This window comes from Sporosarcina sp. Marseille-Q4063, assembly GCF_018309085.1.
In the GTDB taxonomy this organism is placed as follows: Bacteria; Bacillota; Bacilli; order Bacillales_A; family Planococcaceae; genus Sporosarcina.
This window is the reverse complement of the sequence record NZ_CP070502.1, coordinates 3,499,631-3,525,045: the sequence shown is the minus strand read 5'-3', so window position 1 is coordinate 3,525,045 and position 25,415 is coordinate 3,499,631. Positions and strand designations below refer to the sequence as shown.

General features: G+C 38.0%; 24 protein-coding genes and 1 pseudogene. 11 read left to right on the top strand and 14 right to left on the bottom strand.

Features of this window, described 5'->3' with window-relative positions; genetic code table 11:
• The first annotated feature begins 162 nt into the window (after positions 1 to 162).
• The 4 genes from brnQ to JSQ81_RS17715 all read left to right on the top strand — a co-directional run bounded on the left by brnQ (position 163) and on the right by JSQ81_RS17715 (position 4,700).
• Complete coding sequence (gene brnQ / locus JSQ81_RS17730) at positions 163 to 1,473, top strand: branched-chain amino acid transport system II carrier protein (protein ID WP_256437717.1); 1,311 nt, start codon at positions 163 to 165, stop codon at positions 1,471 to 1,473.
• Positions 1,474 to 1,524: 51 nt separating this feature from the next.
• Positions 1,525 to 1,878, top strand: a complete 354-nt coding sequence (locus JSQ81_RS17725) for an SCP2 sterol-binding domain-containing protein (RefSeq protein WP_212605321.1) — start codon at positions 1,525 to 1,527, stop codon at positions 1,876 to 1,878.
• A 148-nt stretch (positions 1,879 to 2,026) separates the two neighbouring features.
• On the top strand, positions 2,027 to 3,628 hold the full coding sequence (locus JSQ81_RS17720; RefSeq protein ID WP_249336571.1) for a SulP family inorganic anion transporter: 1,602 nt from the start codon (positions 2,027 to 2,029) through the stop codon (positions 3,626 to 3,628).
• A 229-nt stretch (positions 3,629 to 3,857) separates the two neighbouring features.
• Positions 3,858 to 4,700 carry a C40 family peptidase gene (locus tag JSQ81_RS17715; protein ID WP_212605319.1) on the top strand — a complete coding sequence of 281 codons (843 nt, stop codon included), beginning with the start codon at positions 3,858 to 3,860 and terminating at the stop codon, positions 4,698 to 4,700.
• A 39-nt stretch (positions 4,701 to 4,739) separates the two neighbouring features.
• Here the strand turns inward: JSQ81_RS17715 and JSQ81_RS17710 are convergent, their stop codons facing one another.
• The 3 genes and pseudogenes from JSQ81_RS17710 to JSQ81_RS17700 all read right to left on the bottom strand — a co-directional run bounded on the left by JSQ81_RS17710 (position 4,740) and on the right by JSQ81_RS17700 (position 7,308).
• Positions 4,740 to 5,882, bottom strand: a complete 1,143-nt coding sequence (locus tag JSQ81_RS17710; protein WP_212605318.1) for a M20 family metallopeptidase — start codon at positions 5,880 to 5,882, stop codon at positions 4,740 to 4,742.
• Between the two features lie 72 nt (positions 5,883 to 5,954).
• On the bottom strand, positions 5,955 to 6,212 hold the full coding sequence (locus JSQ81_RS17705) for a hypothetical protein (protein ID WP_212605317.1): 258 nt from the start codon (positions 6,210 to 6,212) through the stop codon (positions 5,955 to 5,957).
• A 248-nt stretch (positions 6,213 to 6,460) separates the two neighbouring features.
• Positions 6,461 to 7,308 (bottom strand): annotated as a pseudogene (locus JSQ81_RS17700) (FAD-dependent oxidoreductase).
• 297 nt (positions 7,309 to 7,605) lie between these two features.
• Here JSQ81_RS17700 and JSQ81_RS17695 point away from each other — a divergent pair.
• Both JSQ81_RS17695 and JSQ81_RS17690 read left to right on the top strand, forming a co-directional pair.
• On the top strand, positions 7,606 to 8,400 hold the full coding sequence (locus JSQ81_RS17695; protein WP_212605316.1) for a polyphosphate polymerase domain-containing protein: 795 nt from the start codon (positions 7,606 to 7,608) through the stop codon (positions 8,398 to 8,400).
• Positions 8,369 to 9,052, top strand: coding sequence for a DUF4956 domain-containing protein (locus tag JSQ81_RS17690; protein WP_212605315.1), 684 nt, complete (start codon positions 8,369 to 8,371; stop codon positions 9,050 to 9,052). Before JSQ81_RS17695 ends, JSQ81_RS17690 begins: the two co-directional genes overlap by 32 nt.
• A gap of 43 nt (positions 9,053 to 9,095) precedes the next feature.
• On the opposite strand, the gene JSQ81_RS17685 is transcribed toward JSQ81_RS17690, so the two are convergent.
• Complete coding sequence (locus JSQ81_RS17685) at positions 9,096 to 10,301, bottom strand: acetyl-CoA C-acyltransferase (RefSeq protein ID WP_212605314.1); 1,206 nt, start codon at positions 10,299 to 10,301, stop codon at positions 9,096 to 9,098.
• Between the two features lie 123 nt (positions 10,302 to 10,424).
• On the opposite strand from JSQ81_RS17685, the gene JSQ81_RS17680 reads away from it, so the two are divergent.
• Complete coding sequence (locus JSQ81_RS17680; protein ID WP_212605313.1) at positions 10,425 to 11,231, top strand: IclR family transcriptional regulator domain-containing protein; 807 nt, start codon at positions 10,425 to 10,427, stop codon at positions 11,229 to 11,231.
• Positions 11,232 to 11,284: 53 nt separating this feature from the next.
• Here the strand turns inward: JSQ81_RS17680 and JSQ81_RS17675 are convergent, their stop codons facing one another.
• The 3 genes from JSQ81_RS17675 to JSQ81_RS17665 form a co-directional block, all read right to left on the bottom strand.
• Positions 11,285 to 12,475 carry an acyl-CoA dehydrogenase family protein gene (locus tag JSQ81_RS17675; protein WP_212605312.1) on the bottom strand — a complete coding sequence of 397 codons (1,191 nt, stop codon included), beginning with the start codon at positions 12,473 to 12,475 and terminating at the stop codon, positions 11,285 to 11,287.
• A gap of 21 nt (positions 12,476 to 12,496) precedes the next feature.
• On the bottom strand, positions 12,497 to 12,640 hold the full coding sequence (locus tag JSQ81_RS20255; protein WP_212605311.1) for a hypothetical protein: 144 nt from the start codon (positions 12,638 to 12,640) through the stop codon (positions 12,497 to 12,499).
• Positions 12,641 to 13,085: 445 nt separating this feature from the next.
• Positions 13,086 to 13,271, bottom strand: coding sequence for a hypothetical protein (locus tag JSQ81_RS17665; protein ID WP_212605310.1), 186 nt, complete (start codon positions 13,269 to 13,271; stop codon positions 13,086 to 13,088).
• A 333-nt stretch (positions 13,272 to 13,604) separates the two neighbouring features.
• On the opposite strand from JSQ81_RS17665, the gene JSQ81_RS17660 reads away from it, so the two are divergent.
• The 4 genes from JSQ81_RS17660 to JSQ81_RS17645 all read left to right on the top strand — a co-directional run bounded on the left by JSQ81_RS17660 (position 13,605) and on the right by JSQ81_RS17645 (position 16,206).
• The gene (locus tag JSQ81_RS17660) at positions 13,605 to 14,900 is read left to right on the top strand and encodes a tetratricopeptide repeat protein (RefSeq protein WP_212605309.1); all 1,296 of its coding nucleotides are present in this window, start codon (positions 13,605 to 13,607) and stop codon (positions 14,898 to 14,900) included.
• The gene (locus JSQ81_RS17655) at positions 14,900 to 15,046 is read left to right on the top strand and encodes a hypothetical protein (protein ID WP_212605308.1); all 147 of its coding nucleotides are present in this window, start codon (positions 14,900 to 14,902) and stop codon (positions 15,044 to 15,046) included. Before JSQ81_RS17660 ends, JSQ81_RS17655 begins: the two co-directional genes overlap by 1 nt.
• Positions 15,047 to 15,408: 362 nt before the next feature.
• Entirely contained in the window at positions 15,409 to 15,549 is a 141-nt protein-coding gene (locus JSQ81_RS17650; protein ID WP_212605307.1) for a sporulation histidine kinase inhibitor Sda, read from the top strand.
• Between the two features lie 483 nt (positions 15,550 to 16,032).
• Positions 16,033 to 16,206 (top strand): hypothetical protein, encoded by a 174-nt coding sequence (locus tag JSQ81_RS17645; protein WP_212605306.1) that lies wholly within the window; start codon positions 16,033 to 16,035, stop codon positions 16,204 to 16,206.
• Positions 16,207 to 16,250: 44 nt separating this feature from the next.
• Here JSQ81_RS17645 and JSQ81_RS17640 read toward each other — a convergent pair whose 3' ends face one another.
• The 7 genes from JSQ81_RS17640 to JSQ81_RS17610 form a co-directional block, all read right to left on the bottom strand.
• Positions 16,251 to 18,776 carry a sensor domain-containing protein gene (locus JSQ81_RS17640; RefSeq protein WP_212605305.1) on the bottom strand — a complete coding sequence of 842 codons (2,526 nt, stop codon included), beginning with the start codon at positions 18,774 to 18,776 and terminating at the stop codon, positions 16,251 to 16,253.
• A 159-nt stretch (positions 18,777 to 18,935) separates the two neighbouring features.
• Complete coding sequence (ptsP, locus tag JSQ81_RS17635; RefSeq protein WP_212605304.1) at positions 18,936 to 20,651, bottom strand: phosphoenolpyruvate--protein phosphotransferase; 1,716 nt, start codon at positions 20,649 to 20,651, stop codon at positions 18,936 to 18,938.
• Positions 20,651 to 20,917: a phosphocarrier protein HPr gene (locus JSQ81_RS17630; RefSeq protein ID WP_212605303.1), complete on the bottom strand. Its 267-nt coding sequence runs from the start codon at positions 20,915 to 20,917 to the stop codon at positions 20,651 to 20,653. Before JSQ81_RS17630 ends, ptsP begins: the two co-directional genes overlap by 1 nt.
• A 171-nt stretch (positions 20,918 to 21,088) precedes the next feature.
• Positions 21,089 to 22,186 (bottom strand): ABC transporter ATP-binding protein, encoded by a 1,098-nt coding sequence (locus JSQ81_RS17625; protein ID WP_212605302.1) that lies wholly within the window; start codon positions 22,184 to 22,186, stop codon positions 21,089 to 21,091.
• 225 nt (positions 22,187 to 22,411) lie between these two features.
• On the bottom strand, positions 22,412 to 23,299 hold the full coding sequence (locus tag JSQ81_RS17620) for a PucR family transcriptional regulator (RefSeq protein ID WP_212605301.1): 888 nt from the start codon (positions 23,297 to 23,299) through the stop codon (positions 22,412 to 22,414).
• A gap of 238 nt (positions 23,300 to 23,537) precedes the next feature.
• Positions 23,538 to 23,930: a VOC family protein gene (locus JSQ81_RS17615; RefSeq protein WP_212605300.1), complete on the bottom strand. Its 393-nt coding sequence runs from the start codon at positions 23,928 to 23,930 to the stop codon at positions 23,538 to 23,540.
• Between the two features lie 186 nt (positions 23,931 to 24,116).
• Positions 24,117 to 25,412 (bottom strand): glucose-6-phosphate isomerase, encoded by a 1,296-nt coding sequence (locus tag JSQ81_RS17610; RefSeq protein WP_212605299.1) that lies wholly within the window; start codon positions 25,410 to 25,412, stop codon positions 24,117 to 24,119.
• Positions 25,413 to 25,415 lie beyond the last annotated feature (3 nt).

Here is a 25,415-nt window from a genome sequence, read left to right as displayed (position 1 = left end):
ATTTTGTACCCCTCCGAACATCTTTAATTCGCGAATTAAAACATAATCGGTGTTCCGCAATTCCGAATAATAGTACTCCTTGTTTTTTCACCAAACTTACTTTGAAATTGTTATAATAGAAAGTGACATTAAAGATTCATACTATTTCAAGGAGTGTTTACATTGACTTTACGTAAAAATTTCCTCATCGGACTAATGCTATTCGCATTATTTCTTGGTGCAGGAAATATTATTTTCCCGCCTTCACTCGGACAAATGGCTGGTGAAAATCTAATCATTGCGATGACGGGTTTTCTGATTACAGGTGTCGGCCTTCCCCTTGTCGCTGTCCTTGCAATTGCAAATGCGGGAGGACACTCAGGTCTACAAACTATAGCAGGAAGAGTTCACCCAGTTTTTGGAATCATTTTCACGATGATTATATATATGGCAATTGGACCCTTTTTCGGGATTCCACGAACAGCTACAGTGTCGTATGAAATCGGAGTCGTTCCATTTCTTTCTGATCGGGCCGCCTCATCAGATTGGCCGCTTGCTTTGTTCACGATTTTCTTTTTTCTAATTACGATTGCTTTAGCATTAAACCCGGCAAAACTTGTCGATAGAATTGGTAAAGTGCTAACGCCTGTGTTGTTCATCGTCATTAGTGCATTGGCGATTAAAAGCATATTAACGCCGATTGGAACGATTGGACAAGCTCAAGGAGATTACATTACACATCCCTTCTTCCGGAGTTTCGTAGAAGGATACCTGACGATGGACGTTATTGCCGCCCTCGTTTTCGGAATAGTCGTTGTTAATGCGCTTAAGGTTGAAGGCGTAACAACAAAAGGACCGATATTAAAAGCAATGATGATTGCAGGTCTTGTCGCCGCAGCCGGATTAACATTCGTCTATGTTTCCTTAAGCTATATCGGCGCAACAAGTGTTGATGTGGTTGGAATGCAAGAAAATGGAGGCGCAATATTATCTCTAGCGTCTACGGTTTTATACGGGTCTGCAGGAACAACAATTCTTGCCGTCACAATCATTTTTGCATGTTTAACGACATCAATCGGACTCGTTTCGGCATGTGCTCAATTTTTCAATGAAATTTTCCCGCGTTTATCGTACAAAATTTATGTATTGATTTTCGCAGGATTTAGCGCAGTTATCGCTAACGTAGGGTTGACTCAACTTATAGCCATTTCACTCCCGGTACTGATGATGATCTATCCGATTGCGATTGTACTCATGCTAATGTCCTTCATTGACAAAGCATTTGGACGGAAACCAATTGTTTATATACTGGCCCTTTCTGCCACTGCTGTTGTCAGTATTTTTGATGGACTTCTGGTAGCGGACATTAATGTGAAGCCGGTGACGAACCTACTTGCCCACCTTCCATTGTATGAACAGAATATTGGATGGCTCGTACCAGCAATTATCGGTGGACTTGTCGGTATAATTATTAGTTTTTTCCAAAAGAAATGAAATTAATGGTATAATTACAAATGAATGACGATTCATTTGGAGGGATACTGGATGACAGCAAATTTTGACGAGATGACGCTTGAATCGATTTGGAATGAAATTGATGCAAAGCTGAAAGAAAAACGAGAACCATATAAGGATATGAATACAACTTATTCTATTAATCTTACAGGTGAAGATGGCGGTCAATTCGGCCTTAAGTTTTTGGATGGTCATGCTGAAACGATTTTTGGGACTCCTGATGAATCCGACTGCGCACTGTCCATGAGCGTAAAAGATTTCAAAAAACTACTCGCTGGAAACTTAAACTCTGCCGCTTCCTACATGATGGGTAAACTCAAAATCAAAGGAAATCTGGGACTTGCGTTAAAACTTGAAAATCTATTAAAACAATATTCATTTTGAAACTATTAAACCGGCATCCTCGACAAAGAGTGTGCCGGTTTTTGTAATTTAATACACGGTATAAATTAAGCCGAACCCTTGGAGCTACTGTGTTTTTAAGTTATAATAGAGAAGGAAGTTTTAATTAAAATAGATTATTTCAAACGGAGTGAACCATTTGTTCAAAGACAATCGATTTCTATATTACAATGCGGAAGGGTTCAGAAAGGACCTAATTGCAGGTATCACTGTGGGAATTGTTGCAATACCTCTCGGGATGGCGTTTGCAATCGCATCCGGAGTAAAACCCGAATACGGACTCTATACAACGATTATCGCCGGTTTTTTAGTTGCGCTTCTTGGCGGATCACGGTTTCAAATTGCTGGACCGACTGGCGCTTTCATTCCTATTTTACTTGCAATCGTTCTTCAATACGGTTATGAAGACCTGTTAATCGCCGGATTTTTAGCTGGTGTCATCCTCGTCATCATGAGTTACGCGGGAGTTAGTAGTTTAATTCATTTTGTCCCCAAATCGGTAACAATCGGTTTTACTGCTGGAATTGCCATCATAATCTTCACGGGACAACTGGGTAATTTTTTCGGATTAACCGGAGTGGAACAAAAAGAGTTTTTTCATGAAAATATGCTTGGTCTTATCAAACAGTTTCATACAGTAAATATATTTAGCATTCTTATCGCAGTTATCGGTCTTGCCGTAATTTTCATTTTGCCGAAAGTTGCACCGCGCGTTCCTGTTCTTCTTGTCGCGCTCCTCATCCCAACACTTATTTCTTTCTTCTTTTTTCAAGGAAAGATTGAAACGATCGGCACCGCTTTCGGTGGCATTCCAAATTCCCTTCCATCGTTTCGCTTTCCTGAAATTACGTTATCAAAGTTGGTCGCCCTTTGGCAGCCCGCTCTCGTTATTGCGGCACTCGGCTCTATAGAATCCCTTTTATCCGCAGTCGTTGCGGATGGAATGAAACCGGAAAAAGCGGAAAATCATAATTCCAAACGCGAGTTATTCGGTCAAGGAATCGCGAATATTATTACACCTTTATTTGGCGGAATTCCCGCAACAGGTGCAATTGCGCGGACCGCGACAAATATACGTGCCGGTGCAGTTAGCCCGGTTTCCGGATTCGTGCAAAGTTTTTTCGTGCTCGGATTCCTGCTTTTATTCGCACCCTATGCATCACATATTCCACTCGCGGCCATGGCCCCGATTCTAATGTTTGTAGCTTGGAATATGAGTGCACGAAAAGCATTTATCCATATTTTGTCGATTCGCTCAGGCGATACGATCGTCTTATTAACTACTTTTCTACTAACAATATTCATAAACTTAACGGTCGCAGTTCAAGTTGGTATTTTAATCGCTGTGATTTCATTTCTACGAAAAATGGTGCACAAACTTCATTTAAAAGTGGCAAAGACGTCCGATGTAGAAATCATCAAGTTTGGCAAAGATAACCCTGCTACATTGAAAAAATACATTCTGGATGGCCCGTTATTTTTTGGTACCGCGAAAATATTTGAAGATGCATACCCAGTCATTCTAACGGGCGATGTGAAAACCATTATCCTCGACATGGAACAGACTTCGGTTATCGACGCGACTGGAGAAGCTGCTTTATCGACATTTATTGACGAATCTCGTAATGCAGACATTCAAATTATTATCAAAAAGCTACCGAAAGAGAAATTGTCTTTATTCAAGAAAGGCGGCTTGTACGAAAAGATTGGAGAAGAGAATTTCTTTATGTAATGCATTAAGAGAAAGACTTGTCCGTTACAACCGGCAGTCTTTCTTTTTATTTTGAATAAGAATATTACAATATAAACTTGTCTTGAATTCTTTATGATTTATATGTTACCAAGTTGTAATATAACTGTAACCGCCCTCTTCCCCATTATTTGATACGATTAGTTATAGATAAATAGACAGAAAAGACGAAAAATATACACAGAGCACTGAAAGGGGAAAAGGGAATAACATGAAGCGATTCTTTCTTGGAATTTTAGCGTGTCTACTTTTAACGATGGCTACTCCAGCCATGGCCTCAGCAAGCTCTTCATCTACAATGATTAATATTGCACATGGTTACATCGGCTCCCCGTATTCTTACGGCGGCACAACAGGTGCTGGATTTGATTGTTCCGGATTTACACAACGCGTGTTTAGCGACGGCGGCAGTTCGCTTCCTAGAACGACAGGCGCGCAATTCGGCGTTGGTGCGTCTGTAGACAAAGGTAGTTTACAACCAGGCGATCTCGTATTTTTCAACACGAACGGCAAAAGCGTCTCGCATGTGGGAATTTACATCGGATCCAATAACTTCATTCACGCTTCGACAAGTAAAGGTGTTATGATTTCATCAATTTACGACCCTCATTATTGGGGAAGCCGTTATATCGGAGCGCGTCGTCCGAACGCACTACCGGCCGCAAAACCAAAAGCAGAAGAAACTACTGAAGTAAAAGTCGAGAAAAAACAAGAAAAACCAAAAGCAGAAGTTAAAAAAGAAGTTAAACAAACTAGCAAACCAGCAGTAACACAAAAAGCGGTTGCTAAACCAAAGGTAGAAAAGCCGGCTGTTGCAAAACCGAAAGCCGAAAAGCCAGCGGTTGCACAACAAGTTGCAACTCCTCCCCTCCAAGAAACTAAAACAGAGGAAGTTCAAGCTGAAAAAGCAGCAGAAATAGCAGAAGTTGAAAGCGAAGAGTTAACAGCACAGATTGAATATACGCACTTGCACCCTACTGCCCTTAGTTTACAATTTACTCAATTGGTTTGGGTGGAAGATCGAGATCTGTTATTGCTAGAAAAAATTCTTTAACATAAAAAACCGCGGTCCAAATTGGACCGCGGTTTTTCATTACTCTTTTTCGATTGTCAATCGGTGGATAATATGCGCTAACAAATTCGTTCGCTCTACTAGACTTTCAACTTCTAAGTATTCATCCTCACTATGCGCATTCCCGCCAATCGGACCTAATCCATCAATCGTGGCAACACCCATCGCAGATGTGAACGAAGCATCGGAGCCTCCGCCTGTCGCCATATCTTTTATCTCAATTCCAAGTTCGTCCCCGATTGATTTAATAACATTTAGTAATGCTATTGTTTGCTCATTTTTCACCATTGGTGGTCTTTCGATTCCACCTGTCACCTTAATTGTCGTGCCCTTAACATCTGGAACCGCACAAATTTCTTTGATTTTATTTTCAAGCCATTCCGCCTGCTCCATTTTACTAATACGAAGATCTACATAAGCAACTGCGGATGGAGCAATTGTGTTAACGGTATTTCCACCTTTTATAACCCCAACGTTAACGCTAATCCCGTTTTCATGGTCGGTTAACTTATGTAGTTTAATAATTTTTTGCGCTAGTTCTTCAATGGCACTGCGCCCGGCTTGTGGTTCAATGCCAGAGTGCGCCGCTTTCCCCGTAACCTGAAGCATAACCTCTCCTGCACCGCGACGAGCTGTAACGAGTGACCCATCTTGTCGAGCAGGTTCCATAATCAATGCATACTTTTTACCCGCCGTATGTTCTTCAATAAGATCTTTTGAAGTCGGCGAACCAATTTCTTCATCACTCGTTAATATGATTAATATATTTTCAAGGCCGGCTCTCTCTGTTTTTTGAAGTGATTTTAATGCATATAAGAGAACTACATGACTTGCTTGCATATCAATCACACCTGGACCATACGCGTGACCTTCTCGTATGGTAAATGGGCGTTTTAAGGCGGTCCCTTTTGCAAAAACAGTATCCATATGCGCAACCGACATTATTTCTGGATTTTTCGCGTTTTTGTGTCGGATTACGAGATGGTTTCCTTGGACTTCCTGATAATCCGTTTCAACTAAAAATCCTAGTTTTTCATACTCTTTTTGTAAGATGTTACTTACTTTGTCTATGCCTTCCTTATCTGTTGAACCGCTATCGATATTTACTAGTTTCTCCAATAACGTCAACATTTCATCTTCTTTTTCATTTAAAAATATCTTCAAACTAATCACTCCACCCTAGTTAGTAGTTAACCTATCTCTAAGTATAACATTCAATTCGGGATAGTTTGAACTTTATTGGCGGACTTTCACTTTTGATGGTCGACCTGGACGTTTATAGATAAAGTGATGGTAAACCGTGTTTGGTTTATTCATAACCAATTGGGAAGCCCATTCTTTTGAGATATAAACAATCCCGTTTTCTTCTCTTACTTGACATGACTGATTATAATCCAGTACAAAGATTGCTTTCTCACCACCCATTTTTAACATATTAATCGTTCTAGGGGTATGTGAAGTCACGCCACAAATAATATGAGACTTTCTTTCCATATAAGATCTCCTTTCCGCAGTATCTGTTTTCATAAATCTAGCGAATTTAGTTATCCAAATTGTGGGTTAAATTCAGTATAATTATACCATTATAATATTCATAATTCTAGTTCTTTTTCTAAATATTAACAAGTATTATTTTGTTGATTATTTGAAGCTTAGATGCGAATACAAACCCACTTGCAACGGTCTTGACGCAACTCAATAGAGAACAAAAAAAGAGCCCTTTCAAGGCTCTTTTTGGCGAGTTAGCTAGTTGCTTCCTGTATGCGCAGATCTAGTTCTTCTGTCATATGTTCTTTTCTTTCTGAAGACCAGTTAAATAAACGTTCCATATAATCAATCACAGGTTGTTTCCAAGTCTGCACCCATGGTATATCAAAAAAGATAGCACCCGTTCTTCTCGCGAAAAAGTCCGTTGGCGTCATTGCCATCTCGAATTGAATTGCATAATGCAATGTCAATTTTATTGGCAGCGGCAAATCTAATTCAATTAACAGTTCCTTTTCCAAATCAATAATCGCATCTGTATTCGTACCATAAATTGCCGCTATCGAGGCGCCATCTTCCCTTGACATCCCCAACGTTGAAAGTTTCCTAGCTTTTGTTTCGATAAATGTCGGATAATCACTTGGATGAAAAAACTCGCCGCCGGATAACTTCATATTCTTTGTGATTGATTGGCCGCCTTCCCCACCCAATTCTGCACTTATTAAATCAGTCACTGTTTCCGCCATTTTTCGATAGCCCGTTAATTTCCCGCCTGCAATTGTTGTAAGTCCTAGCATCCACTGGGGATGTGTAATATGGGGTGCATTGTTATACACAATCGCACGTTCTTTACCGACATCCGAAACCATCTTCACTTCAAATTGTTTTAAATAGCGGAGTCCTCCGTGAACAAGTTTTGTTGACCTACTTGAAGTCCCCGCTGCAAAGTCCTGCATCTCTACCAATAAAGTCTTCAAGCCCCTCGTCGTGCAATCGAGTGCAATTCCGTGCCTGTTATTCCACCACCAACAATAATAACGTCATAATGTTCGTTTTCAAGTCCCGTCAATATGTTCTTTCTTTCAATATGTGAAAAACTTTTCATTAATAGTAGCCCCTTTTAAAAAAAGAAATGAACAATCTAACTTACTATACAATATCAGTTTATAATTGAAAATTTATTATTTACTAAAATCGTTTGTTTTTTACAGAATAGGGAAAATATACACAATACCGGAAAGCGATTGAGGGACTGTGTTTTATTCTATTTTCATTACTGAATACACTTAAAATCCAACTCTCATGACATTCTAATAATCTTCACAGCGAAATCACATACCAAAATACTATGATAAGAGTAATCCAATAAAGCATGTTTGTTATTACATAAAGGAGTGATCAAATGGCTATTGAAATTTTTAGCCGCCGGGAACAAAAGTATTTAATAACGCGATCGCAGTATGAACAGCTTGTCGAAAAGGTATCACCTTATATGCGTTATGACAAGTACGGGATAGATGGTAAATATACCGTAACAAGCCTCTACTTTGAAAATCCCGAGAAAGAAATTTATTTTGAAACGAAAAACAAATTAAAGTACCGACAAAAACTGAGACTACGCGTCTATGATGACACGGATAGAAACGGGACAGCATTTTTCGAAGTGAAACAAAAGCATAATAAAGTAGTCAATAAACGACGTCTTGTTCTGCCGTTAAATGAAGCCTATCGGTATTTGGAGAATGATTCTAACGATAATTTATCTAACTTTGAAACATCTAACACGCAAGTATTAAGAGAGATTGATCATTTTCGTAGATTCTACAACTTACAACCAGAGATGATTGTCAGCTACAATCGACATGCATTTCACGGAACAACCGACCCAGAATTACGAATTACGTTTGACTTGGATCTCAAATGTCGAAATGAAGATTTAGCACTTGAACATGGTCCCCACGGCGTGAATTTTATCGATGATAATCTTGTTGTACTTGAAGTTAAAGTGAATGATAGCGTGCCATTATGGCTCACGCGGTTTTTACAGGAGTTAAATTGCGAGCAGCGAAGTGCTTCAAAGTTCTGCACCAGCACTGAATTATTATACGGAGAAGAACTTCCACAAAATGAGTGGATGGAAACAACAACAATTGGAGGCGTTAAAGATGGAAAGCATAAACAATTTGTTTCAGTTTAATGGATTAGAAGGCGAACCTACTATATGGATGAGCGTTGGGGCTATGGCCATTGCCGCAGTGCTAAGTTTAATAATTACGAAGGTGTATCAAATCACGTTTACAGGTGAGCGATATTCTCAAGCATTCGTTCATACGATTGTGATGATGAGTGTTATTGTTTCGGTTGTCATGAATGTCGTTAGTGGAAATGCGGGTGTTGCATTCGGTTTATTTGCAGTATTTTCTTTGATTCGTTTTAGAAGTGCTGTGACAAATGCGAAAGACATTGCTTATATTTTCTTCGGACTCTGTGTCGGTATGACAGCTGGACTATTCCAATTCGAACTTGCCATTGTTCTGACTTTATTTGCGAGCCTAGTGTTTTACATACTCTTTAAAGTTGATTACGGGGCAGGCAAAGATACGCAAATTTTAAAAATAACTGTTCCTGAAAACCTAAATGATGAAAATCTTTTTGATGATATTTTACAAGAAAAAACAGACAGCTATCAACTTCGTCAAGTCGAAACGACAAACCTAGGAACTATGATTTTATACACATTCGCGATCCGCAGTAAAGTCAATACGAAGGATCAAGAATTGCTGAATGTTATTCGTGAAAGAAACGCAAATTTAAAAGTTTCTCTGTCCTATTTGGAAATGAGAGATTGACCGCAAAAAACCGTTCTTAGTTAGAACGGTTTTTTCATTTGTATTAATTTACATTCTCCACAACAACAGATATCCCTTGCCCGACCCCGATACACATCGAAGCTAATCCTAACTTCGCATCCCTCTTTTTCATTTCATAAATAAGAGTCGTGAGGATACGTGTACCGCTTGCGCCTAGCGGATGGCCTAAAGCGATAGCGCCGCCGTTGACGTTTACCTTATCAATATCAAGTTCTAGTTGCCTCACACACTCTATTGATTGAGAAGCGAATGCTTCGTTGATTTCAACCAAATCAAAATCCTCGGATGTCAGGCCATATCGATTCATCACTTTATTTGTTGAATAGATTGGACCGAGTCCCATTAGTGAGGGTTCTGTTCCCGCAGTCGCAGAACCGACAAACTTAACAAGCGGTTTTAGATTTAATTTTTCAGCAAGGTCCGCGCTCATTAATATGACGCCCGAAGCCCCGTCGTTTATGCCGGAAGCATTACCCGCAGTAATTGTTCCGTTTTCAAATAACGGACGTAAACTCCCTAACTTTTCAACAGTCGTTGTTGGTCTTGGATGTTCATCTTTATCTATGATAATTTCATTCCCTTTTCGATCTTTCAAGGTAACCGGAATGATTTCATCTTCAAAACGATTGGTTTCAATTGCCTTATGCGTCAACTGTTGGCTTCTGTATGCGAAAGCATCTTGCTCTTCCCTAGATATATTGAATTTCTCAGCAACGTTTTCAGCTGTTTGCGGCATGGATTCTGTTCCGTACATTTCATGCAATTTGGGATTAATAAATCTCCACCCCATTGTCGTGTCATGTAAACCCATATCTCCACGTGGAAATTCATGTTCAGGTTTCCCCATCACAAATGGAGCCCGCGTCATGCTTTCAGTACCGCCTGCAATAATGACATCGCACTCCCCCGAAAGAATCGATCGCGCCCCCATACTGACAGCATCCAAACTTGAACCGCATAAACGATTCACTGTCGTTCCACTCACTTCTTGCGGTAAACCGGCTAATAACAACGACATTCTACCAACATTTCGATTGTCTTCCCCCGCGCCATTCGCATTCCCTAAAATAACATCGTCAATTAACTTCGGATTTAGTTCAGGGTTACGATCAAGTAATGCTTTTATGACAATCGCTCCTAAATCATCAGGACGAACATTTTTAAATTGCCCCTTATACCTTCCAATCGGTGTGCGTACTGCATCTACTATCACTACTTCTCTAGCCATTTAAATCCCCCATTCATTAGAAATATATATAATTTGTTGTATTAATCACTCGCTTATCGTACGATTAACGTACATACATTTATTATATCGTACATTATGATTATATCATTGGAGGTCAGTTCAATGTCAAGTGAAGTTTCTAAAAACTCTATTAAATCATCTGATTTCATACAATCTCTTGAACGGGGCTTATCAGTTATTCAAGCTTTCTCGCCGGAATACCCCGACCTTACTGTTAGTGAAGCCGCACAAATTACGAATTTGAGTCGACCGGCTGTACGACGCATTTTTTTAACCCTTGAAGAATTAGGCTTCATCCATTCAATAAATGGGCGTTATATGTTAACCGCTCGTGTACTTTCGCTTGGTTATTCATATATTTCTTCGAGAAATATTTGGAAGTTTACGCATCCCCATATGAGAAAACTTGTAGAACAAACGGAGGAATCCACTTCAGTATCTGTTTTGGATCACACGGACATCGTTTATGTAGCTCGTATTCCGACAAAAAGAATTATGACTATTGCATTGGATATCGGCTCACGTCTTCCGGCTTATGCTACTTCAATGGGTCTAGTATTACTCGCAAATCTTTCAACTTCAGAACTCGACGAATACCTTAGTTCAGTTGAACTGAAAGCATTCACTGCCAAAACAATTATAGATAAAGATGAGTTAAAAAACCGGCTTGCCAAGATTCGAGAAAAAGGTTGGGCAAGTTCCAAACAACAACTTGAGGATGGTCTGCATTCCATTGCAGCGCCTATTAAAAATCAAGACGGAAAAGTAATCGCAGCCATTAATATTTCAGCACATGCCGGTAGATTCAATGAAGAAAATATTGAAGTATTTTATGTCCCACTTCTTTTAGCAACTGCCAATCAAATTAGTGAAGACATTTCGAAGTCCTATCAGATCTCACAGTTGTAAGAACGGAAAAGACCAGTCAATTTCCTTATGACTGGTCTTACTATTATTATTTTTTATTTATCCCATGCCGGAAGCATTTTATTTAATTTCTTATCTTCCCGATATCCTAGTACGTACTCCGCTTGCATGACTGTATGGATTTCCCGCGTACCTTCATAGATAACAGGCGCTTTGGAGTTACGTAAATAGCGTTCGACTGGATACTCATCAGAATAGCCGTACGCCCCGTGAATCTGTACTGCATCATCTGCAGCTTGGTTAGCAAAATCACATGCCTGCCACTTCGCGAGCGACGTCTCTCTCGTATTGCGTTTACCTTCATTTTTCAACACACCAGCACGGTACACAAGAAAACGGCTCATCTGAAAACCAGCTTCCATTTTCGCGATCATTTGCTGCACAAGCTGATGCCTTCCGATTTCTTTCCCAAAAGTCTTACGTTCATGACAATAGCTAATGCTTGCTTCCATACAAGCCATGATTTGCCCGACAGCCCCTGCTGCTACCGTGAATCGGCCATTATCCAATGCAGCCATCGCTATTTTAAATCCTTCCCCTTCTTCACCTAGCAAGTTTTCCTTCGGGACTTTTACATCTTCAAAAAACAACTCTCCCGTATTCCCCGCACGAATTCCTAGCTTTCCTTTCGTTGCGACTGAAGAGAATCCTTCCCAAGTCCGCTCTATAATGAACGCCGATATGCCTTTATGTTTTGCTGACCGGTCTCCCGTATAAGCAAACACCAGAAAATGATCCGCAACATCACAGAGCGAAATCCATGTTTTCTGGCCATTTAAAATATAATGATCGCCGTCCTTAACAGCCGTTGTTTGAAGCGCTGCCACATCAGAGCCAGCTGCAGGTTCTGTTAAACCGAAAGCCCCCATTTTCTCGCCTTTTGCTTGAGGTATTAAATATTTTTGTTTCTGTTTTTCATTCCCCCATTGCAAGAGCGTCAAGCTATTTAATCCGATATGAACGGAAACCGCCGTCCGGAAAGCGGTATCCCCTCTCTCCAACTCTTCGCAAACAATCGCCAATGAGTTGTAATCCATCCCGCTACCACCGTATTCTTCAGGAATACATACACCCATTAACCCCAAATTCGCCAGTTTCCCGTAAATTGCCGGATCAGTTTTCCCCGCGCGGTCCCATTGACCGATATGCGGCATGATTTCCTTATCAACAAAACTTCTTACCGTGTTACGCAACATTTCTTGTTCTACCGTGAATGAAAAGTTCATTGTGTAATCTCCCCTTTGTTTTTATTCATGATTCGCTGGGTGATACTTGTATTCAACTGGTATCCGTGAAAGTTTCAAAGGACTTCCAATCATTTTGATTAGACCCGCTGTGGGATGATTTTGTGTTATGAACATATTCCGCGCTTGCAGCTGTTTATCCTGCATAACTTCTTCTAAATGTTAAATCGGTCATAGTCTCACTCTGAATCTACATATCCATCGTACTGTTTATACAAGCATTCAAGATGATTCAAATCCTTTCCTACCTGTTCTTATAATAATATCACGGATCCACTAGAGATATTAGTAAATTCAAATTACTTTTCAAAAAACAAAATCCATTGAGATTAGTTCCCAATGGATTTTCATATATTAAGTGCTTTCATCTTTTAATAACTCAAGCTCTTGTATTTTTCTTTTATGATAGTCAATGTTGTTTTTAATTTTTGCTTTCATTTTACAATCCAAACAATCTTTAAACGAGGTGGTATTAATATTGTACTTAAACGTGTGCCAATAGAGGGCAAGCTTTTTATACATACGTTTATTACCACCCCTTTCTTACTAATAGTTTATTTAATAAAAAACTGGGTACATATGAATTTTGTTATTAAACAGCAGAATAACTATTTTGATCATTTTCGAATACGTCAGGTAGATCTTGATAGTCGATCGTGGTCAAATAACCTTCAGACTTCATTTTTGTAACGAACATCAATAAATCATGTTTCATTTTTTTCAATTCCATGCTATTTGTATCATTGACAAAAGAATATTCCATCTGTTTCATCGCCATAAGCTTACCTCCCTCGAATTAATGATATAATGTAATTAATTAATAAATTTAATTTTAGTGTTTCCCTGACTTTAGTAGCATCACGGCGAACAGGATCACGTTTCACTAATTCATCTATAGAAACTTGTTCTATTCTGCGCATGTCAAAACCCCTTTTCTCTTGCTATACTTAAGATACCACGTGAGGAGAGGGTTTTAAACATGTTCTAGTTGGGACATTTTTTCTAAAATAGTGTATTATTTAGCTATATCAAAAGAAAGTTTCTTATATCAAATTTCACATGACATTTTAGTGATTATGAACTATACTATAAAGAAAGAGGGGATCCATCTATGAAAGTTGGCCATTTAATCAGGGCTGAAAGAATTAGACAAAAAATGAAACAAGTCGTTTTGGCACGGGGAATCTGTACCCCTTCTTATTTATCAAAGATTGAACGTAACCAAATAGCACCCAGCGAAGAAATCGCAATCCTGTTATTTAACAAACTGGAGATGGATATTGATACCATTCAAGAAAAGGATTATGAATCTGAAGCTGAAATCGAAACTTTTTTAAAGGATACTTATAAAAAAATTTTAACAGTACGGAATGAAGATTTTAGAATAAAAAAATTAAAAGAATTAGAATTAAAGAATCTATTATTTGAAAATGACTCTCACCATTACTCTTTTCAGCTAATTCTATTACGTTTACGTCTAATTCTTGGTATTGATTTAGAAACTAGAAAAAAAGAGATTGATAATTTAACAAAACTCAGTTCAAACTTTAACCCTCGACATATATATATGTTTAATGTTGCGAAAGCTATTTATTATTACTCCGTAAAAAACAGAAGACAAGCAATTGAATATCTAGAAGAAGTTTTGCATACAGTGGATGACATTTCTTTAGATGTTTGGGAAAAAGCAGAATTAAATTATATGATTGGTTTAATATATACTGCTGACAATCGTATTTTCATTGCAATAGAACACATTAGAAAAGCACTTGGATTCTTTCAAGAGAATTTTTTAATGAACCGAGTTTTAGAGTGTTATGTGTTAATCGGAGTTACTCAAAAAAGAAGTGATCAATTTGAAGAGGCTTTCGAATCCTATTATAAAGCAAAGCAGCTTTGCGATGAATTTAATTTAGATAGCGAAAAAGGCCTTGTGTATCATAACCTTGGTTCCTTATATGGCACAATGGGTAAAAGTAAAGAAGCTATAGAGTTTTTAATGAAAGCTATAAATAGTAAAAAAGAAATGAAGACTCAACTAATCTCAATATTAGGCATAATAATAGAGTATTCGAAAATAAATGACAAGTCATCCGTGAATGAATGGTGTAAAAAAGGTATCTTCTCATATAATCAATTAAAAGATGATAGTCTCATTTCTTATTATCATCATTTTAATTTTTTCAAATCCCTTCACAGCAAGTCTGGCTTGTCAGAGGAAATTGCTATTGAAGCAATAGAACATTTTAAAAAAATTCAGGATCATCAATACATTAATAAATATAGTATTGCGCTAGCTGAATGGTATTTTACTAATAGGAAATATAAACTATCATCTATTCTTTATAACGAAGCGAATAGATATGGTTATATTTATAGAAAAAATCAGAAATGGGAGGACTTATGATGAAAAAAGTACTATCAATTCTTTTTATTTTAACTATTTTAGGTGGAGCTGCTGTGGCGAATCAAACTTCAGCATATTACGATGAAATGCCTAAACTGACTAAATCGTTCAACGTATCAGTTTACGATGTTAACCACCTAAAGTAATTACCAAATAAAAAAACGACTCAGAAATGAGTCGTTTTTTTATATGCTTTTTACCCCGGAAACAGAATCTTTCAATTTAGAACCAATAAAACTAAATAATCAACTTTATTTTTCGACAAAAGTCTTGGTTTTTTAACATCTGTGGATAAGGTTGGTAACACTTTGCCGCTACTCTTTCTTACTTTTACACACATTGTAAACAAACAATCCACAGGATATCCCCCACTTCCTGTGGATAAAGGAACGGTTGTTCTAATTAATCAATTCTGATAGATTATAAATATAGATAGAATACTTATCAATATATTCTAAGCGAACATCAAATAGTACTCGATTTCAATATTAGGAGGTGAAATTCTAAAGTGAGTAAATTATCGGATCATTTTTTGATTGAATCCTATTTTAAAGCCATTGAATTAAATTTAAGCTCCGACTTCATTCTTCTGTTGGAAAGTGAAATCCGTCGTCGCACTTCGATCAATACATTAAAGCTTTCTTCATAACTCTTTCCACACGCCCTGAATGGGGCTTTTTCTTTTTCTTTTAATAAGTATTCTTCGGATTCTTCCATACTTGTTTGATCCTAGCCCGCTGTGCAACACTGTAAATTCGAATAGAACGATGGCATCGACAAATGAAATCAAACCAATCAATATCCACCACGCATTCTACTAGTATCATGAAGCCTGCGAAACAAAACTGACAGGCTAGGAGTTATTAGAATAATCCCGATTAAGCCAGTCAAAATAGCAATTTCATCAACAACCAGCCAAAAAACCAGTACATCCAATATTCCTTTCTTCTAGATTGTCTGCTGCAATCGGAAGCTCTTATCAGCACTTCTATAAACCAAATCATACAGCCACCTCTATATTTTCCATTACTATTCTTTCGTACCAAAAATTGTCGTCACGGTGATGCCATTTTTTAAAAGAATATTTCTTTATTAATTGGAAAACATATTAATAAAGGAGGGATTAATCTTAATGAAAAAGAATAATAAATCCAAGCATGATAAGGCCCAAGACATCAAAAATAAAATATTGAAGACTAACGATGAAAAAAGAAATAAAGATAGTAATGATGGAGCCATGCGATTTGAAGCAGGAGAAGTATTTGATAGCATGGATTTTTCTCCTGAAAGTTGGAAAAAAGATTAAGTTAAACAAAAAAGAAGCCGAAAAAAATCATCGGCTTCTTTTTATTATTTCTTAAAATAATCGCTCGGACTCTCCGTAATAAATGAGTGCCCAGTTATCAGTGATTCATTATTTAATTCGAGATAGAGTTTATCAAGTTGTTTGATCAGGAAATCACGATTCTTTTCTTCAATAATCAACTTAACTTCATATTGGTGAATATATTCCTGTTCCGAGCCGCAAACAATCTTTCCGAAAAGTGTCAGTTGTTCACCCATGATTTTCATTTGAAACTTCAAAAGCATTTCGGTTCCCACCGGAAGTTTTACAGTGGATAGAAAACACAGTCGATCAGGTTCAATATTTTCCAATAATACTTTCTTATTTCCTAACTGAACTTTTCGTCCGTTTAATTCAGCAATCGTCATCATTGCTTCTAGTGGATACTGAAATTCTATAATGAAATTTTTACTTTTTTCTTGGTTCATATTATTTTCGCTTGTGATGCCTAATTGCCCCTCAAGCATTTTAAAAAACTTTCTTGGCGGAACAGCCTTACTATAAAGATATCCTTGAACCCAATCACAAGCCAAATCAGCGACGAATCTTTCTTGCTCGACTGTCTCCACCCCTTCTGCTACGACTTTTATCGAGAGTCTATGCGCTAATTGGATGATTGACGTTACAATTTCCGTGCTAACTTTCTCAGTAGGTATGCCTTGTATGAGTGCACTATCCAACTTCAAGATTGATGGTTTGATTTCAATTAATTTATTAAAAGAAGCATAGCCTGTACCAAAATCGTCAAGCGCAATTTGAACGCCGAGCTTCCGAAGTTGGTTTAGCTTATCAAACATTTTCTCTTCTTGTTCAATTGTCGTGCTTTCCGTAATTTCAATCGTCAACCACTTTGAATCAAGATCGTTTTCCTCTAATATGCAATCAATCATTTTGACCAAGTCAGGCTGCAGAAACTGAACAATAGATAAATTTACGGATGCTCGTATGGGATAGCCGGCCTTATGCCACGAACTGACTCTTCTACAAACATTATTCAACACCCATTCGCCAATTTGAATGATTGCCCCCGACTCCTCGGCAAACGGGATGAATTCATTCGGCGGCACTATTCCCCAATCGGGATGATTCCAACGCAGTAACGCTTCAACACTATCTATTTCCTTCGTTGAGACATTTATGATTGGTTGGTAATAGATTACAAATTGATTGTTCTCGAGCGCTTGCTGAAGTTCATTTCTTAAGGAAAAAATCTTATATGTACCGACATTTGCACTCGGAGAAAAAATCTGGTAATTCCCTCCACTTTCCTTTTTGGCTAAATATAATGCCAAACTAGCATTTTTCATTAATATAGTGGAAGTTTTACCGGATTCCGGATAAATACTAATGCCCATCCGAATTGTTATAACGAGATTATAACTATTTACATTAAATGAACGTTTGAATATCTGGAGAATATCATTGGCAATTTGTTCTATTATCACTGTCTCATGGATTCCAGTTGTTAAAATCGCGAATTCATCTTCGTTTATTCTGGCAAGTAAATTAATAGAGGAATCTAATTGACTTTGGATTTTTGCTGCAATTTTAACCAATAATTTATTGGCAATTTCACGACCGATCAAATCCATTAAAAATCTAAATCCATCTAAATTTAGATGAATAATTGCATATTTTTGGTGTTCTGCAGCATGTATTACCTCGTCCAATCGTTTTTCAAATGCGCGTAGATTCGGCAATCCAGTTAGATCATCCCGGTAAGCCATCTTTTGAATTTCAAGCTGCTGATTTTTAATTTCAGTTACATCGAGAAAATTGCAAATGACGCCGGAAATATTGGAGTTATTGAGTAGGTTAGTGCAGACTACTTCAAAATTTCGCCACTCGCCCTTTTTATGTTTTATCCGGAGTTCAATTGTAAATGGTGTATTTGGCCTTTTAATAACTTCTTCAAATTTGACACTAAAAAAACCTCGATCATCTGGATGAATTAATTCCAAAATATTTCTTCCCGAAATCTCTTCAACTTTATACCCGAGTTTCTCTTCAATCGACGGGTTTTCAATGACGATTACTCCGTCCCGATTGATGATGCCGATGATTTCATGCGCATGATGAATCAAAGAGTTGATTTTCTCACTCTTTTTTCGAATGAAATTCTGTAAAGTTACCTTTTCCGAAACATTATGGGTTAATCCATAGAAACCAAGAATCTCGTTATTTTTTTTGATGGGGACAAGGGTTATATCGATATTGATGAGGTTGCCATTGGTATTCATAATCCTGAAATCGAAAGACTGCGGCCCTTCCTTCAATCCTTTAAAACGATATTTCTGCACTTTGTGTAAATCTGGTTCAAATACAAAATTACTATATTTTTTCCCGACAATACGCTCATATTCCATACCGAATAACTGATCATGCTTTCCCCGAATTTTGACGATTAGACCATCCATATCGATGATGAATAAAATGATGTCCGGAGAGTTTTCAAATACTTCAGGGTATGAATATTTCTCTTGCTCTAAGTACTTTTCTAGTTTCTTTCTTTTATTCAACACTGGAAGCATTCGAAACCCTCCTTTTACGGGTATTATACAATTTTTTTCAAGTTACCTCTATGTTATCACAATATTCGACAAACTAATACACAAATACACAATTCTTTTCATTTAAATGCAAAAAAGCATCGCCCAAGAACTTATTGTTCTTGGCGATGCTTATGAATCTTAGATATTACAGCGATTTTTAACGGCTTGCATGACTTCGTCAGCAGTTCCCATTTGTAGCGCTTCGTTCACAAGCTCTTCCATATCGCTCTTCTTCAAATCTTTAATTTGCGTTCGCGCTTTTAAGATCGATGTCGCACTCATTGAGAACTCATCGAGTCCTAGACCAAGTAAGAGTGGAATCGCAATTTCATCTCCGGCCATTTCGCCGCACATACCAGTCCATTTCCCTTCACGATGGGAAGCATCAATAACCATTTTAACCAAACGTAAAATAGCCGGGTTATAAGGTTGGTATAAATAAGAAACGCGTTCATTCATACGGTCAGCTGCCATTGTATATTGAATCAAATCATTTGTTCCGATGCTAAAGAAATCTACTTCTTTCGCAAACTGATCTGCTAGTACAGCTGTCGATGGGATTTCTACCATAATTCCAAGTTCAATGTCCTCAGAAATAGTAGTTCCATTAGCTTTGAGTGCAGTTTTTTCTTCCTCAAGGATCGCTTTTGCTTCCCGGAATTCTTCCAGTGTTGCAATCATCGGGAACATGATTTTCAAGTTACCATACGTACTAGCTCGTAGTAACGCTCGTAATTGCGTACGGAAAATGTCGAGTTCTTCCAAACATAAACGAATCGCACGGAATCCTAAAAATGGATTCATTTCTGTAGGAAGATTCAAGTATGGTAGTTCTTTATCGCCGCCGATGTCAAGTGTGCGCACAACGACCGGCTTTCCATCCATTCCTTCAAGCACTTTTTTATACGCTTCATATTGCTCGTCTTCTGTCGGAAGTTGGTCGCGACCCATATACAAAAATTCTGTACGATACAGACCTATTCCTTCTCCGCCGTTATTCGTAACGCCTTCTAAATCTTCAGGCGTACCAATATTTGCAGCTAATTCAACATAATGGCCATCAGCCGTTACAGTTTTTTCGTCAACTAATTTCGCCCATTCCAATTTTTGCTTTTCAAAGTTTTCTTGCTCTACTTTGTACTCAGCAATAACTTCCTCGGTCGGATTAATATGAACTTTTCCGTTCAGACCATCGACAATAATAATGTCGCCGTCTTTAATCGTTTCTGTAGCGTCACTAGTTCCAACAACCGCCGGAATTTCTAATGAACGAGCCATGATAGCGGAGTGGGATGTTCTTCCTCCGATATCAGTCGCAAATCCTTTAACGAAATTACGGTTCAATTGAGCCGTATCAGATGGCGTTAAATCCTCAGCGATAATGACGACTTCCTCGGAAATCTCGCTCGGATTCACTACTTTTACGCCAAGTAAATGAGAAAGAATTCGTTTTCTAACGTCGCGAATATCAGCAGCACGTTCCTGCATATATTCATTATCCATTTGTTCGAACATCATAATGAACATATCCGTCGTTTCTTCCAATGCATATTCAGCATTTACTTGTTCTGTTTTAATTTTATCTTCAATTGGCCCGATTAGTTCTGGGTCCGTTAAGACTAATAAATGCGCATCAAAAATAGCCGCTTCGTCGGCGCCAAGCTCTTTTTTAGCGATTTCCTGGATTGATTCCAGTTCGCCTTTCGTAATCGCTATGGCAGACTGAAAACGTTCGACTTCTTTTTCTATATCATCAATAGTTTTTTTGCTGAAAGTCAAATCAGGTTCTACAAGACAATATGCTTTTGCAATTGCAATCCCGCTTGACGCAGCAATTCCTTGTAATACGCTCATTATTCAGCTAGACCTTCACTTTTCAACGTTTTTTCCAGGGCTTCAAGTGCGTCCTGTTCGTCGGATCCTTCCGTACTGATTTTAAATTCTTCCCCCATACCAATTCCAAGAGACATAACGCCTAAAATTGATTTTAGGTTAACTTTCTTATCATTGTGAATCAAATTTATATCAGACTGATACTTATTAGCTACGCTTACCAACATAGATGCTGGACGTGCATGAATCCCCGTCGCGTCGATTACTTTAAATTGTTTTTCTACCATTTTATCCAAACTCCTTCATTATAATTTATATTTGTGATTCTGGTGTTTTATATCATTCCCAGTAATCTATATTATCATAAGTACCTAGCAAAGGCATCCATTTAGCGCTCGTGAAAACTGAAGACAAACGAAAAAACCAACAGGAAACTTCCTGTTGGCGGGTTAACACGATTATTTAATGCGCTCTTCCGTTTCTTTGTCGAAGAAATGCGCTTTGCTTAGGTTAAATGCGAAGTCGATTGTTTGACCAGCTGTTGCATTGAAACGTGCGTCTACACGCGCAACGAAGTCTTGGTCATCTACTTTAGAGTAAAGAACAATTTCCGATCCCATTAACTCAGCAACTTCAATATAAGCTTTGAATTCTGTTTGCGGTGATGATTTAAGGTAAAGTGGCTCGTCATGGATATCTTCTGGACGAATACCTAGAACGATATCTTTACCAATATAACCTTGATCGCGAAGTGTTTTAAGTTTTCCTTCTGGAATTTCAACTTTTACGTCACCCATTACAAATTGGTTGCCTTCGATTTTACCGTTTAAGAAGTTCATAGCAGGTGAACCGATGAATCCACCAACGAAAATATTATTCGGATAATCATAAACTTCTTTTGGTTCTCCTACTTGCTGGATAATACCGTCTTTCATTACAACTAGGCGTGTAGCCATTGTCATCGCTTCTGTTTGGTCATGCGTAACATAAACAGTTGTCGTTTGAAGACGAGCGTGTAATTTTTGAATTTCCGCACGCATTTGAACACGTAATTTAGCATCCAAGTTAGAGAGCGGCTCATCCATTAGGAATACTTCAGCATCACGAACAATAGCTCGTCCAAGTGCAACACGCTGACGCTGACCACCTGAAAGCGCTTTCGGTTTGCGGTCAAGAAGTTCTTCAAGTCCCAAGATTTTAGCTGCATTATCTACGCGCTTTTTAATTTCATCTTTTTTAAACTTACGAAGTTTTAAACCAAACGCCATATTGTTGTAAACATCCATATGCGGATAAAGTGCGTAGTTTTGGAATACCATCGCGATATCTCGGTCTTTTGGCGCAACATCGTTTACACGTTTATCACCAATGTAGAGATCACCTTCAGTGATTTCTTCTAAACCAGCAATCATACGAAGTGTCGTAGATTTACCGCAACCTGATGGACCTACTAATACTAAAAACTCTTTATCGCGAATTTCTAGATTAAAATCTTTAACGGATACAACATCTTTGTCATAAACTTTCTTGATTCCTACTAATCTAAGCTCTGCCATTTGTATTCCCTCCAAGTATGTAAGTGCTTTCATTAACTGTCTTAAGCATACAAGATTGGTTGGATTATAGTAATGGTAGATATGCACAAAGTTTCAGATAGTTACTGTGCACATTTTCCCGTAGGAAATGTGTGCACATTTTCCTGTAGGAAATGTGTGCACATTTTCCTGTAGGAAATGTGTGCAAGTTTACCTGTAGGAAATTTGTCCATGTTTAAATTAATCTCATTTCCTTGCTAACATCGCAAGATAAACCGACATGGCATGTTGAAATTGACGAACGTCGATGCCCGTCTTCTCCAAGAAACGATCCAGTCTATATTGCAAACTGTTTCTATGCATATAAAGTTCCTTCGCGGTTTCTGAAATATTTAAATTACATTGAACAAAAGTTTCAAGCATTTTCAGCGTATCTTCATCATCAAGATATTCTTGTAAAATCGTTTTACTTATTTCCACGCGCAACTCCGGTTCTGTTTGATGGATAAGTAAGTACGGGATTGCATCGACATAGGTAACAACAGGCTTATTCGTATAGCCAAACACTATTTTAGCGTCTTGCGACAACGTATCAAAATGATGATTGATTTCCTTCAAATCTTTTCTAAAAGGACCTACGAAAAAATTGATATTAACATAAAGGTCACTCATAAGAACATCAATGATTTGATCATAGGATAGATTCTCATCACTATCTTGCTGCTTTTCAATAATGATTCCTTCACTTCCATTTTGCCACAAGATAGGCACTTTTTTAACAAATAACTCATGGATGGCATCATTAAATAAGTTGGGACTAATTTGGTTTTCGGAGATAAAAAAATAAACAAATCGAAATGGGGAATCCAAATCGGTTTCACTTTCATTTGATTCCTTTGATTCGATAACTTGTCTCCACTTTTCTTCCTCAGCAGTCAAAACAGGAAGCTCTATATTATAAGGAACCAAAAAGGCCTCCAATAAAGAAATATCTTTTGAGGTTAATTCATCTTCATGAATGCCAATAACTTCATGGTTTTCGGTAACAAACCATTTATGATTTTGCTCTATTTTATTTTTCCCTTCATTATATATGATTAGGGATGAGTAAACTTTTCTTAATTGATTAATCATGGGAACGCCTCTTTATTAAGTTTTCTATTATCACACTAATAATAACATACTTACTCCTTATTACTCTTTATATAAAGCATGTATATTTAACGGTGAATCACCATAATTTGCAAAACAATGTAACTTTGTTACTTTTTTGCCTGACGTAGAACTGGGGTAGTTAATAATTAGTTAATTAGTTCTTTAAAAATAACGCATGTGATTTCCAAAGGGAAACCGCATGCGTTATTTTGCTATTTTAGTTTAATGATGCTTGGTCAACGTTAAATTCTATTAAATTATTATCTGGATCCGTGCAAAAAATCTGCGCGAAACCGCTCGTACTATTTGGATTCTCAGTAACTTGAACACCTTTATCTTTCAGGTACGCCAAAGTTTGATAGTAATCATGGACCCTTATTGCGAAATGGCCATCCTTTGTTTCCACCTGTCGATTATTTCGAAGTGTTTCAGAATCCTGAAAAACAATCAAATGAAGCTGTTGATTGCCGATTTTGTACCAAGCACCAGGGAAATCAAAGTTTGGGCGATTAATTTCCTTTAAACCAAGTATTTCGCCATAAAATTGCTTGGCCTTTTCTAAATCAGTTACAGACAAACTCACATGATGAATACTTTTGAAATCTATCAATAACAGCCACTCCTTTTGTTTATCACCATAGAGCCCCAAATACTCTGCACTAAGATTGAGAATTTAATTGTCTGCTTAAGTTTAATGCGAAGGTTTGTGTGTTCAGTATCAAAATAACAACCAAAGGTAAATCCCCCTTGGTTGTCACTTTTCACTTTTAATTTAGGACTTCATCTAGAATATCCCTTACTTCTCCTCAACAAATCCCGGTTTTTCAAGCATTCTAAAGATGTTCTTCTTATACTCTTCAACGCCTGGCTGGTCGAAAGGATTGACGCCTAATAAGTAGGCGCTCATCGCACAAGCTGCTTCAAAGAAGTAAATTAGGTATCCGATATGGTATGCGTCGTGTTTACCGACATTTAAATGGATGATTGGAACGCCGCCATCTCTATGAGCTTGCATTGTTGCATGCATTGTGACTTCGTTTATTTCATTCATGGATTTATCCGATAAATAATTTAAACCATCCAAGTTTTCATCAGATGTCGGGATTCCGCAGTCCTCTGCTGATTCCGCAAATTGGATAAACGTTTCGAAGAGTTCACGTCGACCATCTTGAACATATTGACCAAGTGAATGTAAATCGGTCGGGTATGCGACAGATGCCGGGTAAATTCCCTTGCCGTCTTTTCCTTCACTTTCACCGAAAAGTTGTTTCCACCACTCGTGGAATGTCGCGAAACGCGGTGTAAAGCTAGCCAAAATCTCAATATTATACCCTTCTGACAACAGTTGGTTACGAACTGCTGCATATTCATAGGCTTTATTCGAAGCAATATCTGCACTTGCAAAATCTTCTACAGCGGCTTTTGCACCTGAAAGTAATTGTTCAATATCGACTCCCGCTACTGCCAGTGGAAGAAGGCCCACAGGTGTAAATACTGAAAAACGTCCGCCGACATCATCTGGAACGATGAAGGATGAAAAACCTGAGCGATCTGCTAACTCTCTAAGCGCACCTTGTGATTTGTCTGTAATGGCAACGATTCTTTCATTGACAGATTCTCCGTAGCGATTTTCCATATACTCAAGGAGGATTCGGAATGCGATGGCTGGTTCTGTCGTTGTACCAGATTTCGAAATGACAATTACCGCCGCTTCTTTTCCTTCAAGATGATTCAATAACTGTTTCATGTAAGTTCCGCTTAAGTTTTGTCCTGCAAAAAGAATTTCAGGATCATCTGATTTCTTTTCGAAATAAGGCGCTAGTGCATCTTTAACAGCTTTTGAGCCTAAATAAGAACCTCCAACCCCGATAACGACAACGACCTCAGCCTGTTTACGGATCTTCGCTGCTACTTCCAACACGTTTTCCAACTCTGGCGCTTCGTGTGGGAGGCTTTGCCATCCTAAAAATTCAGCACCTATAGAAGTGCCAGCTTTCATGTCCTCATGGATTTTCTTCACTTGTTCTCCGTAAAGAGCCACAAGTTCTTCTGTAGTTTTATATGATTGTGTCAATGTTAATGGTTGTGCCATTTT

What these genes read in the sequence shown, in the direction of transcription:
- JSQ81_RS17725 (WP_212605321.1), top strand. Translation starts at nt 1,525, where the DNA reads ATGACAGCAAATTTTGACGAGATGACGCTTGAATCGATTTGGAATGAA.
- JSQ81_RS17715 (WP_212605319.1), top strand. Translation starts at nt 3,858, where the DNA reads ATGAAGCGATTCTTTCTTGGAATTTTAGCGTGTCTACTTTTAACGATG.
- JSQ81_RS17705 (WP_212605317.1), bottom strand. Translation starts at nt 6,212, where the DNA reads ATGGAAAGAAAGTCTCATATTATTTGTGGCGTGACTTCACATACCCCT.
- JSQ81_RS17695 (WP_212605316.1), top strand. Translation starts at nt 7,606, where the DNA reads ATGGCTATTGAAATTTTTAGCCGCCGGGAACAAAAGTATTTAATAACG.
- JSQ81_RS17690 (WP_212605315.1), top strand. Translation starts at nt 8,369, where the DNA reads ATGGAAAGCATAAACAATTTGTTTCAGTTTAATGGATTAGAAGGCGAA.
- JSQ81_RS17685 (WP_212605314.1), bottom strand. Translation starts at nt 10,301, where the DNA reads ATGGCTAGAGAAGTAGTGATAGTAGATGCAGTACGCACACCGATTGGA.
- JSQ81_RS17680 (WP_212605313.1), top strand. Translation starts at nt 10,425, where the DNA reads ATGTCAAGTGAAGTTTCTAAAAACTCTATTAAATCATCTGATTTCATA.
- JSQ81_RS17675 (WP_212605312.1), bottom strand. Translation starts at nt 12,475, where the DNA reads ATGAACTTTTCATTCACGGTAGAACAAGAAATGTTGCGTAACACGGTA.
- JSQ81_RS20255 (WP_212605311.1), bottom strand. Translation starts at nt 12,640, where the DNA reads ATGCAGGATAAACAGCTGCAAGCGCGGAATATGTTCATAACACAAAAT.
- JSQ81_RS17665 (WP_212605310.1), bottom strand. Translation starts at nt 13,271, where the DNA reads ATGGCGATGAAACAGATGGAATATTCTTTTGTCAATGATACAAATAGC.
- JSQ81_RS17660 (WP_212605309.1), top strand. Translation starts at nt 13,605, where the DNA reads ATGAAAGTTGGCCATTTAATCAGGGCTGAAAGAATTAGACAAAAAATG.
- JSQ81_RS17655 (WP_212605308.1), top strand. Translation starts at nt 14,900, where the DNA reads ATGAAAAAAGTACTATCAATTCTTTTTATTTTAACTATTTTAGGTGGA.
- JSQ81_RS17645 (WP_212605306.1), top strand. Translation starts at nt 16,033, where the DNA reads ATGAAAAAGAATAATAAATCCAAGCATGATAAGGCCCAAGACATCAAA.
- JSQ81_RS17640 (WP_212605305.1), bottom strand. Translation starts at nt 18,776, where the DNA reads ATGCTTCCAGTGTTGAATAAAAGAAAGAAACTAGAAAAGTACTTAGAG.
- ptsP (WP_212605304.1), bottom strand. Translation starts at nt 20,651, where the DNA reads ATGAGCGTATTACAAGGAATTGCTGCGTCAAGCGGGATTGCAATTGCA.
- JSQ81_RS17630 (WP_212605303.1), bottom strand. Translation starts at nt 20,917, where the DNA reads ATGGTAGAAAAACAATTTAAAGTAATCGACGCGACGGGGATTCATGCA.
- JSQ81_RS17625 (WP_212605302.1), bottom strand. Translation starts at nt 22,186, where the DNA reads ATGGCAGAGCTTAGATTAGTAGGAATCAAGAAAGTTTATGACAAAGAT.
- JSQ81_RS17620 (WP_212605301.1), bottom strand. Translation starts at nt 23,299, where the DNA reads ATGATTAATCAATTAAGAAAAGTTTACTCATCCCTAATCATATATAAT.
- JSQ81_RS17610 (WP_212605299.1), bottom strand. Translation starts at nt 25,412, where the DNA reads ATGGCACAACCATTAACATTGACACAATCATATAAAACTACAGAAGAA.